The organism is Hymenobacter cavernae, assembly GCF_014641455.1.
Taxonomy (GTDB): domain Bacteria; phylum Bacteroidota; class Bacteroidia; order Cytophagales; family Hymenobacteraceae; genus Hymenobacter; species Hymenobacter cavernae.
This window is the reverse complement of record NZ_BMHT01000003.1, coordinates 426,294-442,578: the sequence shown is the minus strand read 5'-3', so window position 1 is coordinate 442,578 and position 16,285 is coordinate 426,294. Positions and strand designations below refer to the sequence as shown.

The window sequence follows — 16,285 nt, the reverse complement described above, 5'->3', positions numbered from 1 at the left end:
GTATCAGGTTTCGTCTAAGATACCTAGTTTACTCTATACTAATGACAGGCAATGTGTGAAAATTTTCCGAACCAGGTGCTACTGATAGCTATTTTGGCCAGCCATCATAGATTGCCTGATTCGGCAGCAAAACCTAGCCTTCTATATGGTCAAGGTAAACTGAGAGCCTTTGCCTTTCATCGACGACTTGCGAATGACTAGGTCACCGGATATAACGAACGTACGAGGCTGAAAATCTTCCTTTTGCCGTACTTGCTCCAGAAAGAGACGGGCCGCTTGTTGGCCAATCCGGTAAGGGTGTAAATTTACCGTTGTCAGGCCTGGCTCAATCATAGAGGCCAGAAATTCGTCGCCGAATCCAACTACCGCAATATCTTCCGGAATCCGGATGCCGCGTTGCTTTAACGACTGAATCACGTCCAACGCATTGGTATAATTAATAGCAAAAATTGCATCTGGCGGTTCTGGCAGAGCCAGCCAGGTATCTAAAGCTGCCACTGCCGATTCCGTCCGGAAGTTGATGTGCGTTTGGTACTCTTCTTGGATGGGCAATCCATATTTACGCAATGCGCTTAAGTAGCCAGCCTTCCGGTTTTTGCTGATGAGCAACGACTCCGGGCCAGCCAAAATGGCAATCCGGACGCAGCCTTCCTGAATTAGGTGTTCCGTCACAGCAAAGGCGCCATCCCAGTCATCCAAGATTACTTTCGCGCTGTTCACCTCATCGCACACCCGGTCAAAGTGCACGATTGGAATGCCCCGGCACGCATCCTGCTTGACATGATCGAAGTTTTCGGTTTCGCGTGAGTGGCAAATCAACAGGCCGTCTACGCGGCTGGCGATAAGTGCCTGCACGTTGCTCACTTCTGTCTGGTACGACTCCTTCGACTGGCAAATCATGACCCGATAGCCTTCTTCGGCAGCTACCTGCTGAATGCCGCTAACAGCCGTAGCGAAGAAAGGACGCTCAATATCTGGTATAATCACCCCGATTGTGTGCGTTTCACTTCGCTTTAAGCTTTGCGCGAGCAGGCTAGGTTGGTAGTCGAGCTGGCGCGCGACTTCCAGAATTGCTTGCCGGGTAGTAGGGCTAATGTCGGTGTGCCCATTGAGAGCCCGCGAGACGGTGGAAGAAGCTACCCCCAACGCTTTAGCCACGTCCCCAATGGTCGTTTGGTGCCGCTTACGTTCAGGCGCCGGCGCCGATTTAGCATCTGTGAAATGGTAATCACAGGTTTTACAAAAAAAACGTTGCCGGCCACGGATAAATCCTGCACGCATGACACCATCGGCCAATCCACACTTCGTACACTTAATCATATAGTGATTGTATTATCTACGTGCAGAGGCGAAATCCTACGCAAAAGGCACACATTACATCGTTTCATTATTCGAAGATAATCTTCTGAATATTTTTTGAGAAATTATTGCGATATTTACCTATCACAAACGTTTCCGAAAACGTTTGTGATCTTTTTGTTTCGAAAACATGAGTTTCAGTATGCTCTGTGCTAGTTTTGGATGTGATTACTCCCTTATCTTCGGATAAGAAATCACGATCAATAGCGATAGAAGGTAGCCTGCCTTCAACAAAACTTCTGTTCGCTTTTGCAAGCGATTTATAATTTTTCTTAGATAAAGTAGAGTATGCTGCACACAATGCGCTGGTTTGGGCCGCACGACCCAGTGTCACTATTTGCCATTCGCCAGGCTGGCTGCACCGGCGTAGTAACGGCATTGCACCAGTTGCCAGTAGGCGCCGTTTGGTCGGTAGAAGATATCAAGGCGCGTCAGCAACTCATTGAGGCTGATAACCAAGAATATTCGCCCTTGCATTGGGCGGTGGTAGAGAGCTTGCCAGTGCATGAAGATATTAAAAAAGGCCTGCCTACTCGTGCTACGTACATAGCTAACTACAAGGAGTCGCTACGTAATCTGGCAGCCTGTGGCATCCGCACAGTATGCTACAACTTTATGCCAGTGTTAGATTGGTCACGCACCAATCTAAACTACGTAATGCCAGATGGCTCGCGGGCCTTACGGTTTGTGTGGCAGGATTTTGCCTTATTTGATCTGTTCATTCTTCGGCGTCCGGGTGCCGAAGCTGATTATGAGTCAGAAGTAATTGCTGCGGCGCGTCATCAATATAACCAGATGAGTGCTGAGCAAATAGCTGAGCTAACCAACACGGTATTGTTAGGGCTGCCTGGTTCCGAAGAAGCCTTTGAGCTAGCTAGCTTCCAATCGCTGCTTGATCAATACGCCAGCATCGATAGTCAGGCGTTGCGCCAGAACCTGTATTACTTCATTGAAGAAGTTGGTCCAGTTGCGACGGAGGTAGGAGTGAACCTTTGTATACACCCCGACGACCCACCTTACTCGTTGCTAGGTCTTCCCCGCGTAGTAAGTACCGAAGCCGATTTGGTGGAGTTGATGAAGGCATATGATGCCCCCGCAAATGGCATCACCTTCTGTACTGGTTCGCTAGGCGTGCGAACAGATAACGATCTAGCAGGTATCGTGCGGCGCCTGGGTGAGCGTATTCACTTCATCCATCTGCGAGCTACCAAGCGCGAGGAAAATCCGCGTAACTTCCACGAAGCCGACCACCTGACTGGCGACGTGGATATGTATGCCGTAGTGCGGGAACTTGTCTTAGAGGAGCAGCGTCGTGAGCAAACAGGACAGAGCATCTCAAACGTTCCCATGCGCCCTGATCATGGGCATCAGATGCTCGATGATTTAAATAAGAAAACCTATCCTGGCTACTCTGCTATTGGTCGTCTGCGCGGCCTAGCTGAGTTACGCGGCTTAGAGTTGGGTGTCCGCCGTTCTCTTGCTGCTCATACTACGCCAGCTGAACTCATCATTGCTCCTAATTCCTAATTCAGTGTCTAGTTCTATCAACCGGTCCTTTCTTCTGGCGAAGTTGCTTCTGCTGCTACTCGTCGTTGCTGCGCATCCTAGCGTAGCCGACGATGGGTATCGGTTATGGCTGAAGTATGACTTGATTCAAGATGCAGCTCAGCGAAAAGGCTACCAACGTGCTGCTCAGTTTGTTGCTATTGAGGGCACAGCGTCACCGGTGTTGCAGTCAGCAGCAAAGGAACTGCAGCTCGGATTGAAAGGGCTGCTCGGCCAGCCGGTGCCAGTAGTAGCAGCTAATGCCGGAAAAAAGCAGGGCGGCATCATTTTACGCGTTGCAAATGCTGCAAACGTTTCCGTAACCGATCCTACAGCTCAGCAAAATCGGGAAGGTTATCGGGTGTTTGTAGAACAGCGCAATATCGTAGTGAGCGGCCCAACAGATGCCGCCGTTCTCTACGGAACGTTTGCCCTGCTACGCCAAATCCAAACACGTCAACCGCTTACAAACCTAGCTCTTACGAGCACTCCCAAAATACAGTACCGTCTACTGAACCACTGGGATAATCCAAATGGTACTGTAGAGCGCGGATACGCTGGCTCATCGATCTGGAAGTGGTATGAGCTGCCGGAACTGCTCGACCCTCGCTACGAAGATTATGCACGCGCCAATGCTTCTATCGGGATCAATGGTGTGGTTATCAATAATGTGAATGCTAGTGCTAGGTATCTTACCCCGGAATATCTGCGGAAGGTAGCCGCTCTGGCTGGTGTGTTTCGCGCTTACGGTATTCGGGTGTATCTATCCGTATTCTGGGCTGCACCTAAAACAGTAGGCGGGCTGCCTACTTCTGATCCGCTCGATCCACGCGTACGGCGCTGGTGGACCGATAAGACGAATGAGATTTACCAGACAATCCCCGATTTTGGTGGCTTTCTGGTGAAAGCTAACTCCGAAGGTGAGCCAGGTCCGCAAGACTACGGCCGCAACCATGCCGAAGGGGCCAACATGCTGGCGGAAGCTCTAGGTCAGCACGATGGGATTGTGATGTGGCGTGCATTTGTATACAAGGCTAACTCCAATGGAGACCGGTTCAAGGAAGCCTACGAGGAGTTTAAGCCACTTGATGGTAAGTTTGCCTCAAAAGCGTTGGTACAGGTGAAAAATGGCCCTATCGACTTTCAGTCTCGTGAACCATTTCATCCTTTGTTCGGTGCCATGCCGAGCACACCTTTAGTGTTGGAAGTACAGCTTACACAGGAATACCTAGGTTTTGCTACGCACTTGGTTTACTTGGCACCACTTATTAAGGAATGCCTGGAAGCTGACACGTACGCAAAAGGGAAGGGTTCAACAGTAGCTAAGGTAGTCGATGGCAGCTTAGATAATCATAAAATCAGTGGTATTGCTGGTGTTGCCAACATCGGCTCTGACCGCAATTGGACCGGGCACCCGATGGGCCAGGCAAACTGGTACTCCTTTGGGCGACTTGCCTGGGATTATACCTTGTCAGCAGAAACGATTGCCCAGGAGTGGACCCGCATGACCCTGACTACGGAGCCGCAGGCGGTAAATACCATCGCGGATGTGCTGGTGAAGTCGCGTGATATCTATGTGCGCTATACTACACCCTTAGGTCTGCACCACATCATGGGGCAAAGTATTCACTTCGGACCAGAGCCCTGGCTGTCAAAAAGTGCCCGTCCCGACTGGACCGCCATCTACTACCACAAAGCCGACTCAATAGGGCTAGGTTTCAACCGCACGGCAACCGGCAGCAATGCCTTAGCCTTATATAAGCCTGAAGTGCAAAAGGAGTGGGGCAACCCGCAGACCTGCCCGCCAGACTACCTGCTTTGGTTCCACCATGTGCCGTGGAAGCAAACAATGAGCACCGGCCGCACCCTCTGGAATGAGATCTGCTACCGCTACTACACCGGCGTCGACTCGGTGACGTGGATGCAGCAGCGCTGGGAACAGGTGAAGCCTAGCATCGATCCGGTGCTGCACGCCGACATAACTGCTCGTTTGCAAATCCAGCACAAAGAAGCCATCTGGTGGCGTGATGCCTGTGTGCTCTACTTTCAGAGCTTCTCCCGGCAGCGCATTCCGGCACCTTTCACCCAGCCTGACCGCTCACTCGAGGCAGTTAAGCAGATCGTAGATATCTACCAGATGAGATAATCATTTGACAAATAAGTAACTGCATAGCATACACAACATGGATCATCTGGAAAATCATACAAATCATACGGAAACCCTGGCTCAGCAGAATCCTTTTTCGCTGGAAGGCCGACTAGCCTTGATTACAGGTGGCGGCAGCGGCATTGGGCTTGAAATTGCCCGTTGCATGGTGCAAGCAGGTGCTACTGTGGTTATTACAGGCCGCCGGGAACAACCCCTAAAAGATGCCGTAGCTGCCCTGGGATCTTCAGCTGAATACCTGGTGAACGACGTTGGCGCGCTGGACTCGCTTGAGGGTTTGGTCGAGCAAATTGAGCAGTCGTGGGGACCTCTGGATATCCTAGTAAACAATGCCGGCATCAACCTGAAGAAGCCGGCACTGGAGGTAACGGACGAAGAGTTTAACCGCATCATTCATACCAACCTAAACTCGGTATTTGCGCTTACTCGTGCCTGTGCCAAGCGCATGGTAGCACGTCGCAATGGTGTTATCCTGATGATTTCTTCGATGGCCGCCTACTACGGTATTGATCGGGTAGTAGCTTACGCTGCTTCTAAATCGGCAGTGGAGGGTATGGTAAAAGTGCTGGCTTCCGAATTCTCAGGTGCCAACGTCCGGGTTAATGCTATTGCGCCGGGCTTCATCGAGACCGAGATGAGCCGTACCGCTATGAACAACGACCCTGACCGCCGTGACCGCGCCATGCGCCGCACGCCGATGGGGAAATTTGGTCAGCCTCAAGACATTGGCCACGCTGCTGTTTTTCTTTCCTCCGATGCTGCCCGCTACATCACGGGAGCTTCTCTGCCGGTCGACGGCGGTAATTCAATTGGCTTTTAACTTATTTCTCAACAACATTTCCCACCTATTATGAAAGCACCTTTATATGCTGCCATGCTACGCTTCGGGCAACCTGTAGCGCGCGGTGCAGTAGTTCTGTCCCTCCTCGGCTTGACGCCGACTCTGGTGATGGCCCAAACGGGTCGGACGGTTACAGGTCGAGTCACCGGATCTAACGGCGAAGGAATACCCGGCGTAACTGTAGTAGTAAAAGGTACGAGCCAAGGTACCGGCACTGATGCCAGCGGTAATTTCAGCCTAGCTGTACCAAACGACAATACCGTTCTGGTAATTAGCTCTATTGGCTTCGTGAAGCAGGAAGTGCCCGTAGGTAGCCGCACGACCCTCGATGTGAAGCTTGCCACTGAAACCACCGCCCTGAACGAAGTTCAGGTAGTAGGTTACGGTGTACAGAAGAAAAGCCAGGTAACAGGCGCTATTTCGTCGGTAACGGAAGAGCAGCTGCGCGATGTACCGGTTGCTAACGTTGGTCAGGCCTTGCAGGGCCGCGCTGCTGGTGTTACTATCTCTAGCACCAGTACTACACCTGGGCAGAGTCCAGTAATTCGTATCCGCGGTAACCGCTCGATTTCAGGAAGCAACGATCCGCTGCTGGTAGTAGATGGCATCCCCTTTGATGGTAACCTCAACGACTTGAACCCAGATGACATCACCTCGCTGGAAGTATTGAAAGATGCTTCTTCGACGGCTATCTACGGTGCTCGTGGTGCCAACGGGGTCATCCTGATTGCAACCCGCCGTGGTAAATCGGGTGCTCCTCGTGCAACCTACAGTGGCTATTATGGCACGAAGAAAGCCTATGGACTCTACGATTTGCAAAATGGGCAGGAGTACTACAACTATCGCCTCGAAGCTTATCGTACTCAAAACCCGAACTACGACCCGAACACGGCTAGTACGTTCCTGACGACCGACGAACGAGCTAACTACGCAGCTGGCCGCACTACCGACTACCAGGATCTGCTGTTCCAGAATGGTCACATCCAAAACCACGTTATTGGCGTATCGGGTGGCAATGACCAAACGCAGTATTCGACTTCGCTCGGCTACTACGATGAAACAGGTATTATCCCGGTGCAGCGCTACCAGCGTTATTCGCTACGCGGAACGCTCGACCAGCAGATTGGCAAACGGGTGAAAATTGGGGTGAACACGTTGAATACCTACAACGTCTCCGATGATCCGAACGTCAACATTCTAAACCAGATTCTGACGACCAGCCCACTTGCTTCTACTACTGATGCTAATGGGAATCAGATTCTATACCCGAACGGAGATACTGCCGGATCTAACCCTTTGACCCTGTACACTACGGATGCACATAAAGACCAAAACCGTCGGATCCGTACCTTCAACAGTCTCTACGGGCAAGTAAACATCCTGAAAGGCCTAGACTACCGACTCAACCTAGGTTTGGATGTTCGCTCTGAAAACAACGGCACCTTCTACGCTGCTAATACGCCGCAAAACGGTGGTGGGCAAAGCACGGCTTCGCGCTCGAGCAACCTCGCTTTCAACCTGCTAACTGAAAACATTCTGACGTATAACCGTAGCTTCGGTAAGCACGACGTGAATTTCACGGGCTTGTACAGCTGGCAGGGCTATCGTTTCGATAATTCGAGCGTTGGAGCACGTAACCTGTTGGCTAACTACCAACTTTATAACAACCTAGGTGCTGGTACGCCTAACTCGGCTAGTAGCAGCCAACAACGGTGGGACATTATCTCCTACATGGCCCGCGCGAACTATGCCTACGACAATCGCTATTCGGCTACTCTGACCGTGCGGGTTGACGGCTCGTCGCGTCTGGCACCCGGTAACAAGTACAAGGCTTTCCCTTCAGCCGCCGTAGCGTGGAACATTGCCAACGAGTCATTCTTACAAGATCAGGCGTGGCTCAGCAACCTGAAATTCCGGGCTAGCTTAGGTCGCGTAGGTAGCACGGCGGTAAACCCCTACCAAACCTTGGGTGCCCTAGGTTCTGGCATCGGTAACGGCTACTATAACTATGGCCCGACTGGTGCAGTAGGTGTGGTGCCAAACAGCATTCCGAACCCTAACCTAGGTTGGGAGTACACGACTACAACGAACTTTGGCTTGGACTTCGGCTTCTTCGAGAACCGCGTAACGGGTTCGGTGGAAGTATATCAGCAGCGTACCAGCGACCTGCTGCTGCCTGATGCGCTACCAACCGCCAGCGGTTATGGCTCGTTTGTTCGCAACGTTGGTCAGACCCAGAACCGCGGTATTGAGCTTTCGCTCTCCACGGTGAACGTGCGCACAGCAAGCGGCTTTGAGTGGTCAACGGATTGGAACTTTACTGTAAACCGGGAGAAAGTACTTGACCTAGGTTTGAGCGATGCCAATGGTAATAAAATCAGTGATATCGGTAACCAGCGCTTCGTCGGCCAGCCACTCTATGTCTTTTTTGACTACAAGAAACTAGGTATCTGGCAGACGTCGGAGGCTGATGAAGCAAGAAAATATGGTTCTAAGCCTGGTCAAATCAAGGTGCAGGATACGGACAACAACGGTGTTATCAACTCCAATGACCGTGTGATTGTAGGAAACCGCCAGCCCAAGTTTGAGGCTGGTCTGACCAACCGCTTCCGCTTCAAAGGGTTTGATCTGACTTTCGTAGCGCTTACCCGCGTAGGAGCTACTGTAGTGGATCCAACGCTGTTCGGGCCAAACTACTTCACGACCAACACCGGTCGTCGTAACCAGGTTAACCTCAATTACTGGACGGCAACCAACCCCTCGAATGAATACCCACAGCCTGACCAGTCTTCTCGTGCAACCGAGTGGCCAACGTACGGACAGACACTGGCTTACCGGAACGGCACCTTCATCAAAGTGCGTAGCATCGACCTGGGTTATGCGCTACCGGCAACTTGGGCGAAACGAGCCTTCTTAAGCACAGCGCGCGTTTACGTGCAAGTACAAAATCCCCTGCTCTGGTCGAAGGATCAGTTCTTCAGGGATAACAAAGCCATCGACGTGGATGCCTTGTCCTATTCCACTCGCCTCGATGCAGGCCAACCTGGCGGTATTGCGTTTACGGGCGGTAACCCCAACAACACTACCGGTGGCACATCTGGTGGCAATGGCGTGAACTATCCTTTCACGCGAGCCTTCATTGTCGGCCTCAACCTAGGTTTCTAGGAGTGACGGAGTAGGTGAGTAACGGAGCATAGTATTGAATTATGTTGCTTAATTACTCTGTTACTCACCTACTCAGCTATTACCCTCACCTACTCAGTTAACCACTTAACTTTTCAGCGCACTGCGCTACTTGTATATGAAAAAAGTAGTATTAGTTACGTTAGGAACCTCCTTGCTCTTCGCTACAGCGAGTTGCAACAAGGACATCCTGGACGAAAACCCACAATCTATAACAACACCTAGCTTCTTGGGTACCCCACAGGGGATAGAAGCAGGCGTAACGGGAGTGTACTCGGGTCTGCGCATAATCCACGGCAATGACGCGGCGTTCTTCTCCACGGAAGCAGGAACGGACCTGTGGACAAATGGTATTTCGTCTAGCAGCGGACTAAACGATTACAACCTAACGGACCTTACTCCGGCCAATGCCTCCTCTACCTCGTTCATCTGGACCGCTTGCTACCAGTACATCAACGACGCGAATGGCGTGTTGCAGTATTCAACCACGGTGCAGGGCATGGACCCGGCTCGTCTGAAGCAACTAGTAGCCGAGGCCAAACTGCTACGGGCACACTATTACTTCGTGCTGGTACGGCACTTTGGAGATGTGCCGCTGATGTTGAGCTTCATTGACCAGCCCACCAAGGATATCAGCCGGGCGCCTCAGGCGGACGTGTACAATGCCATCATTGCGGACCTGACGGATGCCATGAATAACATTGCTGATAAGCCCGCACAGCCAGGTCGCGTCACACGCGCCACTGCCCTGCACATGCTGGCTAAGGTGTACCTGGAGCGTGCTACCTCGTCGTCTAAGCAAGGAGAGGACTACGCCAACGCCGCTAAGTATGCCAAGGAACTTATCGACAATCAGAGCCGCTACGGCCTAGGTCTGGAATCTGATCCGGCTACCGTGTTTACCGAAGGCAATGAGAATGGGAAAGAAGTACTCTTCAACGCTCAGTTCAGCGGTGACGCAAGCTTCAACCGAATTGACGGCTTCACCTTTGGTGGGGAAAACGTAGCTGCCTTCAACTTCCGCAGCCGCTATGATCTAGTAGCTAACATGGCCCGTGATGTCAACTATGGCCGTCCTTTTGCCCGCCACAGCACGACGTACTATCTGGAGAATTCTTACATCCTGCGCGATGCTAGCGGCAATGCATTAGAAACGGGTGCCCAGCTGCGTACGACCGATACCCGCTACAACAAATGGTTTACGACGCTTTATCGGGTGAATTCGCCTGGTGCTAACGCCGGTAGCGCCAGTGCAGTAGTAGGTGATACGGCTCTTTGGTATCCAGGTCGTGAGCTGCCAGCGGCTGTGCTGTCCCGCATTGCGGCCCGCAGGCCCGTACCATACCGGGTTATCCAGCCTAGCCAGTATACCACGGAGTACTTCCCGACGCTCAGCAAGTTTGACTCGCGCAACCGTACGTCGGTTAATGGTTTCTCAACTCGGCCGAACATTATCTACCGCTTGGCCGAAACCTACCTGATTGCGGCCGAAGCCTACTACTACCTAAGTAATCCAGGACAAGCCCGCGACTACATCAATACTGTACGGCGCCGGGCCGCAGCAACGGGTAAAACCACCCAAATGGAAATTACCGCTAATCAGGTCAATATCGACTTCATCCTCGACGAGCGTGCGCGTGAGCTATGCGGTGAGATGCTGCGTTGGTACGATCTGAAGCGTACTGGCAAGCTGCTAGAGCGGGTAAAGCTTTATAACCCACCGCTGACGAACCGCGCCAATGGTGTTTATGGCTCTAATGCTGCTGCCAACATCAAAGATTACCACGTATTGCGTCCTATTCCGCAAACGGAAATTGATCGTACTGGTCAAAAGATCACCCAGAATCCTGGGTACTAAATCAAACATATTTCTTCAGGAACGGCCAGTTATGCTGGCCGTTCCGCTTTTTGCTACTGTACGGCCGTAGCTAACTCGTTCTGTCAACATCTGCCGTTATTATTGTATACACGTTACTGCACTTCAATGAGAACCAGGTTCCTGCTGGTATATCTGTTTTCTTTAAGCCTCATAACAGGTCAGGCGCAGCAGAACGCCGCAAGTAGCATACCCCGACTCGTGAAGAATGAGACAAGTACCCAGGTGCTCGTCGACAACAAATCCTTCTTTATTTTGGGGGGAGAGCTAGGTAACCCCTGTTTATCCCCGAGCATCGCTTCGAGAATGGCGTCGATGCTAAAGCATTATTTGCGTTCGGTAACTATAATTGCCTTTCTCGCCCTTCGCTATTGAGGGTAGCGACAACCTGCAAGGCGCACCCATTGGTAAGGCCAACGAGCTTTTGCAACAAGTAAGTTTCCTGCTGGCCAAGCACCAGCCGCAAAATCAAGTGCGCGGCTTCCTGCTTGAAAAGGACTAAGTTGCTCGCACTACTACGCTCGGCGACTATCGTTTTATCGCCAAGCACGAGTACACCCTAGGTTGGTCGCTAGGGGCAAAGAAGAGGCAATGGTCGCCGAGAGGCGGGATGATCATTGCTGTAGCGCCCGATGAATTTTACGTAGTAGGCACTGGCGTTGTACTTACCTGTGAGCCTACGGTCAAGGGTAAGCGCGCCGGTTACCTGAGCGTAGATGAAGGGCACCTTGAAGGGGAGAAATGGATAGCTGGGCGGCGCATGAACGGCGACCTGGACCACCAGGGCCGCCACGTGCGGATACCGGGTGAAGAATACGAAATTCAGTAAATTAAACTCTACACGTATTAGCGCAATACACCGCATGAACAAGAGTAAAAACACGAAAGCGCTAGCTTCTGGTCCACGATCTGGGCGCTTTCTCCTAGTAGCAATAACGAGTAATTTGCTGTTATCTGGACAGCAAGCCGCGGCGGAAGTGCGCCTGCCTCGTTTGGTAAGCGACGGCATGGTATTGCAGCGCGAAACGGTAGTTCCTGTGTGGGGATGGGCCAAACCAGGGGAAGCCGTGAAGGTGTCCTTCGCGGGCCAGACGCAGCAGACGAAAGCCGGTGCTGATGGAAAATGGGTAGTTAAACTAAGTAAGCTAAAAGCCGGCGGACCATTCCAGATGGAGGTGGCGGGGACGAACCACCTCACCCTGAAAGACGTGTTCGTCGGTGACGTGTGGCTGTGCTCGGGGCAATCGAACATGGAAACGCCGATGAGCCGCGTGCGCGACAAGTACCCGCAGGAGTTTGCACTGCCTGCCAACCCTCGCATCCGGCAGTTCAATGTACCGTTAACGTACGCCTTCAACGGTCCCAAATCTGACGTAACGGGTGGCTCCTGGATAGGCGTTGATCCGCAGAGCTTGCCACAATTCTCGGCCGTAGCGTACTTCTTTGCCAAAGACCTCAGCACCAAGTACCAAGTGCCGGTAGGTATCATAAAGGATGCGGTAGGCGGCTCACCAATTGAGGCCTGGCTGAGTGCCGACGCGCTGAAGAAGTTTCCGACCTACGAGCAGCAGGGAGCAAAGTACAAAGACAGCACGCTGGTAGCCGGCATCAAGCAACGCGAAGGTGCGGCCGTCGCCGACTGGTACAAGCGCCTGCACCAAACGGACCTAGGTGAAGCACCCGGCCAACTGAAGTGGTCGGCTACGGGCTACGATGCCAGCAGCTGGGCGACCATGAATGTGCCCGGCTATTGGGCCAACCAGACGCCGCTCGGCCCGGTGAACGGCGTGGTATGGTTCCGGAAGGAAGTAGAGGTGCCCGCCAGTATGGTAGGGCAGCCCGCTCGTCTGGAGCTAGGTACGTTGGTCGATGCTGATTCTACCTACATCAATGGCCAGTTGGTGGGCACTACTGGCTACCAGTACCCGCCGCGCAAGTACGACTTCAAACCGGGCGTGCTCAAGGCGGGCAAGAACGTGATAGTGGTGCGCCTCATCAGCAACGGTGGTCGGGGCGGCTTTACGATGGGTAAGAATTATCAGCTCACGGCCGGCGGTCAGATGCTGGACCTGCGTGGCCCTTGGCAGTACAAGCTAGGTGCTACCATGCCACCTACACCGGGCACCACTACCTTCCAGTACCAGCCGGGCGGCCTCTACAACGGCATGATTGCGCCGGTAATACCGTACGCTGTAAAGGGCGTGCTGTGGTATCAGGGCGAGTCGAACACCGGTCATCCGGAGGATTACCAAGCGCTGCTCACCAGCCTCATCAACGACTGGCGAAATCAGGCTAAACAGCCAGCGCTGCCCTTCATCTACGCGCAGTTGCCTAACTTCATGGCGGTGAAAAAAGAGCCTAGCGAAAGTGGCTGGGCGGCGCTACGTGACGCGCAACGTCGCACACTTGTCGTGCCGCACACAGGTATGGCAACGCTGCTTGATGTGGGCGAATGGAATGACATTCACCCCCTCGACAAGCAAACAGTGGGGCACCGCTTGGCCCTGGCTGCTCAAAAAGCAGCCTATAGCGACAAAAGTGTGATAGCGTCGGGACCCTTATACCAAAGCATGCAAGTAAACGGCAATAAGGTGACGATTACCTTCGCTAGCACCGGTAGCGGCTTGGTTGCCAAAGGCGACGGTGACCTGAAGTACTTCGCTGTGGCCGGCGCTGACAAGAAGTACGTGTGGGCTAACGCTAAGATTGAAGGCAACAAGGTAGTCGTCTGGAGTGACCAAGTAACAAATCCAGTATCTGTGCGCTACGCCTGGGCCGACAATCCGGAAGGCACTAAGCTCTACAATAAGGAAGGATTGCCGGCTTCTACCTTCCAGGCTGAGGTATCTAATCCTAAAAGCTAGGTGTCACTGCTATAACGCTGTATTCCCTAGCCCAGGGCTTACTCCCTGGGCTATTCGGGGACCTAGGGTCGTGCACCCATCCACATTTCTGCTCCTGCCTCCACTACCAACCTAATTCACGCTCTTTCATCTCCCACTGCATGCCAAAACGCCTACTTCTTTCTTCCGCGCTGGTTCTACTCAGCCTACAAGGTGCTCGGGCTCAGCAACAAGCGTTGTATCTTAATCCGAATCAGTCGCTCAGTGTGCGGGTTAATGACTTGATTTCGAAGCTAACGCTGGAAGAAAAAGTAGCCCAAATGCTGGACCAGAGCGCGCCCATTCAGCGGCTGAATATACCGGCCTACAGCTGGTGGAATGAAGCCTTACACGGTGTAGGGCGCTCCGGACCGGCAACCGTATTCCCGCAAGCCATTGGCTTAGCCGCTACCTTCGACGACGACCTAGCTCAGCGCGAGGCCAATGCCATTTCCGATGAAGCCCGCGCCATGTACAATGCAGCCGTGGCCCAAAACCACTATGTAAAATATGGCGGCCTCACCTTCTGGACGCCCAACATCAACATCTTCCGCGACCCGCGCTGGGGCCGCGGTCAGGAAACCTACGGCGAAGATCCATACCTGACCTCGCGCATGGGTGTCGCTTTCGTGAAAGGCTTACAAGGCAACGACCCGAAGTACCTGAAAGTGGCAGCCTGCGCCAAGCACTACGCCGTGCACAGCGGCCCCGAGAAATTGCGCCACGAGTTCAATGCCCAAGCTAGCCCCCAAGACTTACGCGAAACCTACCTGCCTGCTTTTCACGCGCTGGTGAATGCCAAAGTGGAAGCCGTAATGTGCGCCTACAACAGCACCAACGGCGAACCGTGCTGCGGCAATGCCTTCCTGCTGCAAGACGTGCTGCGAAAAGAATGGGGTTTCCGCGGCCATGTGGTGTCCGACTGCGGGGCGTTGGATGATTTATACCAGGGGCATAAAGTCGTGAAGAACCAGACCGAAGCCGCCGTGCTAGCCTTGCAGCGGGGCGTTAACCTTAACTGCGGTGATACCTACACGGCGCTGGTGGGAGCGGTGAAGCAAGGTTTGCTGAAGGAAACTCAGCTCGACAGCTCCCTGGCCGTGCTGCTGCGCACGCGCTTCAAGCTAGGTCTGTTCGACCCGAAAGGCGCGACGCCCTACGATCAGATTCCAACCTCTGTCATCAATAGTGCCGAACACCGGCAACTAGCCCGAGAAGTGGCTTTGAAGTCGGTGGTGCTGCTGAAGAACAACGGCGTGCTGCCGTTGCGCAACGACCTAGGTAAGTACTTCGTGACGGGCCCGAATGCTACCAGTGTCGATGCGCTGCTCGGCAACTACTACGGCGTGAGTGGTCAGATGACAACCATTCTGGAAGGCCTGGTGGCGGGCGTACAACCCGGCAGCCAGATCGAGTACAAACAAGGCATGCTACTGGATCGGCCCAACGTGAACCCCATTGACTGGACCACTGGTGAGGCCAAGCAAACCGACGCCACCATTGTGGTAATGGGCATCACGGGTTTGCTGGAAGGCGAAGAAGGTGAGTCCATTGCCTCCGCCCATGCCGGCGACCGGCTCGACTACAACCTGCCCCCAAACCAGATCGACTTCCTGCGCAAGCTGCGCAAAGACAACAAGCGCCCCATCATTGCCGTCGTGACGGGTGGCAGCCCCATGAACCTGGCCGAAGTGCACGAGCTGGCCGACGCCGTCGTGCTGGCCTGGTACCCCGGTGAGGAAGGTGGCAACGCCGTGGCCGACATCATTTTCGGCAAAGCTTCGCCTTCGGGTAAGCTGCCTATCACCTTTCCTAAGTCGCTTGACCAGCTGCCGGCCTACGAAAGCTACGGCATGAAGGGCCGCACCTACCGCTACCTGGAGGCGGAACCTATGTACCCGTTCGGCTACGGCCTGAGCTATGCCAAGTTTGAGTATCCTGGCGTAAAACTATCGGCCAGTAAAGTGGCTAAAAACAAGCCCGTTGACGTAGAAGCTATCATCACGAACACCGGCAAGATGGAAGGCGAAGAAGTAGTGCAGCTTTACCTGACCCACCAGGCGCGCCCCAGCCGCCAAACGCCCTTGTATTCGCTCAAAAGCTTCAAACGGGTAAAGCTCCAGCCAGGCGCCAGCACCACCGTCAAGTTCACCCTGACGCCTGCTATGCTGGCGCTTATCAATGAAAAAGGCGAAGCCGTAGCGCCTTCAGGGCCGGTGAAGATCTGGGTTGCCGGCTCCCTGCCTACGCAGCGCAGCCAGGACCTAGGTGCTGCTAAAGCGGCTATGGCTACGCTCGTCGTGCGATAAACCTAGGGCTTTCTTGCGTTAAAATAAAAGTCAGTCAATCCAGACCATCTTGTCAAATGCCTGAAGGACAGCAACCTAAAAGAGTAGCTAAACCACGTCAGTCAGTGGATGCTGTAAGTAAAA

9 protein-coding genes and 1 pseudogene are annotated in these 16,285 nt (G+C 53.3%); 9 read left to right on the top strand and 1 reads right to left on the bottom strand.

Annotation, left to right across the window (positions count from 1 at the left end):
• Positions 1 to 141: 141 nt before the first annotated feature.
• The gene (locus tag IEX74_RS10085; RefSeq protein ID WP_229755191.1) at positions 142 to 1,158 is read right to left on the bottom strand and encodes a LacI family DNA-binding transcriptional regulator; all 1,017 of its coding nucleotides are present in this window, start codon (positions 1,156 to 1,158) and stop codon (positions 142 to 144) included.
• Between the two features lie 489 nt (positions 1,159 to 1,647).
• Between IEX74_RS10085 and uxuA the strand changes: the two genes are divergently transcribed.
• The 9 genes and pseudogenes from uxuA to IEX74_RS10040 all read left to right on the top strand — a co-directional run bounded on the left by uxuA (position 1,648) and on the right by IEX74_RS10040 (position 16,162).
• The gene (gene uxuA / locus IEX74_RS10080; protein WP_229755190.1) at positions 1,648 to 2,886 is read left to right on the top strand and encodes a mannonate dehydratase; all 1,239 of its coding nucleotides are present in this window, start codon (positions 1,648 to 1,650) and stop codon (positions 2,884 to 2,886) included.
• A 4-nt stretch (positions 2,887 to 2,890) separates the two neighbouring features.
• Positions 2,891 to 5,050, top strand: a complete 2,160-nt coding sequence (locus tag IEX74_RS10075; protein ID WP_373285557.1) for an alpha-glucuronidase family glycosyl hydrolase — start codon at positions 2,891 to 2,893, stop codon at positions 5,048 to 5,050.
• A 37-nt stretch (positions 5,051 to 5,087) separates the two neighbouring features.
• Positions 5,088 to 5,891, top strand: a complete 804-nt coding sequence (locus tag IEX74_RS10070) for an SDR family NAD(P)-dependent oxidoreductase (RefSeq protein WP_188813664.1) — start codon at positions 5,088 to 5,090, stop codon at positions 5,889 to 5,891.
• A 30-nt stretch (positions 5,892 to 5,921) separates the two neighbouring features.
• Positions 5,922 to 9,077, top strand: a complete 3,156-nt coding sequence (locus IEX74_RS10065; protein ID WP_188813661.1) for a SusC/RagA family TonB-linked outer membrane protein — start codon at positions 5,922 to 5,924, stop codon at positions 9,075 to 9,077.
• 136 nt (positions 9,078 to 9,213) lie between these two features.
• Complete coding sequence (locus IEX74_RS10060) at positions 9,214 to 10,953, top strand: RagB/SusD family nutrient uptake outer membrane protein (RefSeq protein ID WP_188813659.1); 1,740 nt, start codon at positions 9,214 to 9,216, stop codon at positions 10,951 to 10,953.
• Between the two features lie 367 nt (positions 10,954 to 11,320).
• Positions 11,321 to 11,473: a hypothetical protein gene (locus tag IEX74_RS10055; RefSeq protein ID WP_188813657.1), complete on the top strand. Its 153-nt coding sequence runs from the start codon at positions 11,321 to 11,323 to the stop codon at positions 11,471 to 11,473.
• An 18-nt stretch (positions 11,474 to 11,491) separates the two neighbouring features.
• Positions 11,492 to 11,800 (top strand): annotated as a pseudogene (locus IEX74_RS10050) (DUF5597 domain-containing protein); the annotation flags it as partial.
• A gap of 115 nt (positions 11,801 to 11,915) precedes the next feature.
• Entirely contained in the window at positions 11,916 to 13,835 is a 1,920-nt protein-coding gene (locus tag IEX74_RS10045; protein WP_229755187.1) for a sialate O-acetylesterase, read from the top strand.
• A gap of 140 nt (positions 13,836 to 13,975) precedes the next feature.
• Positions 13,976 to 16,162 (top strand): glycoside hydrolase family 3 N-terminal domain-containing protein, encoded by a 2,187-nt coding sequence (locus IEX74_RS10040; RefSeq protein WP_188813653.1) that lies wholly within the window; start codon positions 13,976 to 13,978, stop codon positions 16,160 to 16,162.
• The last annotated feature ends 123 nt before the right edge of the window (positions 16,163 to 16,285 follow it).

Coding starts and splice junctions, on each gene's coding strand:
- uxuA (WP_229755190.1), top strand. CDS start 1,648: ATGCTGCACACAATGCGCTGGTTTGGGCCGCACGACCCAGTGTCACTA.
- IEX74_RS10070 (WP_188813664.1), top strand. CDS start 5,088: ATGGATCATCTGGAAAATCATACAAATCATACGGAAACCCTGGCTCAG.
- IEX74_RS10065 (WP_188813661.1), top strand. CDS start 5,922: ATGAAAGCACCTTTATATGCTGCCATGCTACGCTTCGGGCAACCTGTA.
- IEX74_RS10060 (WP_188813659.1), top strand. CDS start 9,214: ATGAAAAAAGTAGTATTAGTTACGTTAGGAACCTCCTTGCTCTTCGCT.
- IEX74_RS10040 (WP_188813653.1), top strand. CDS start 13,976: ATGCCAAAACGCCTACTTCTTTCTTCCGCGCTGGTTCTACTCAGCCTA.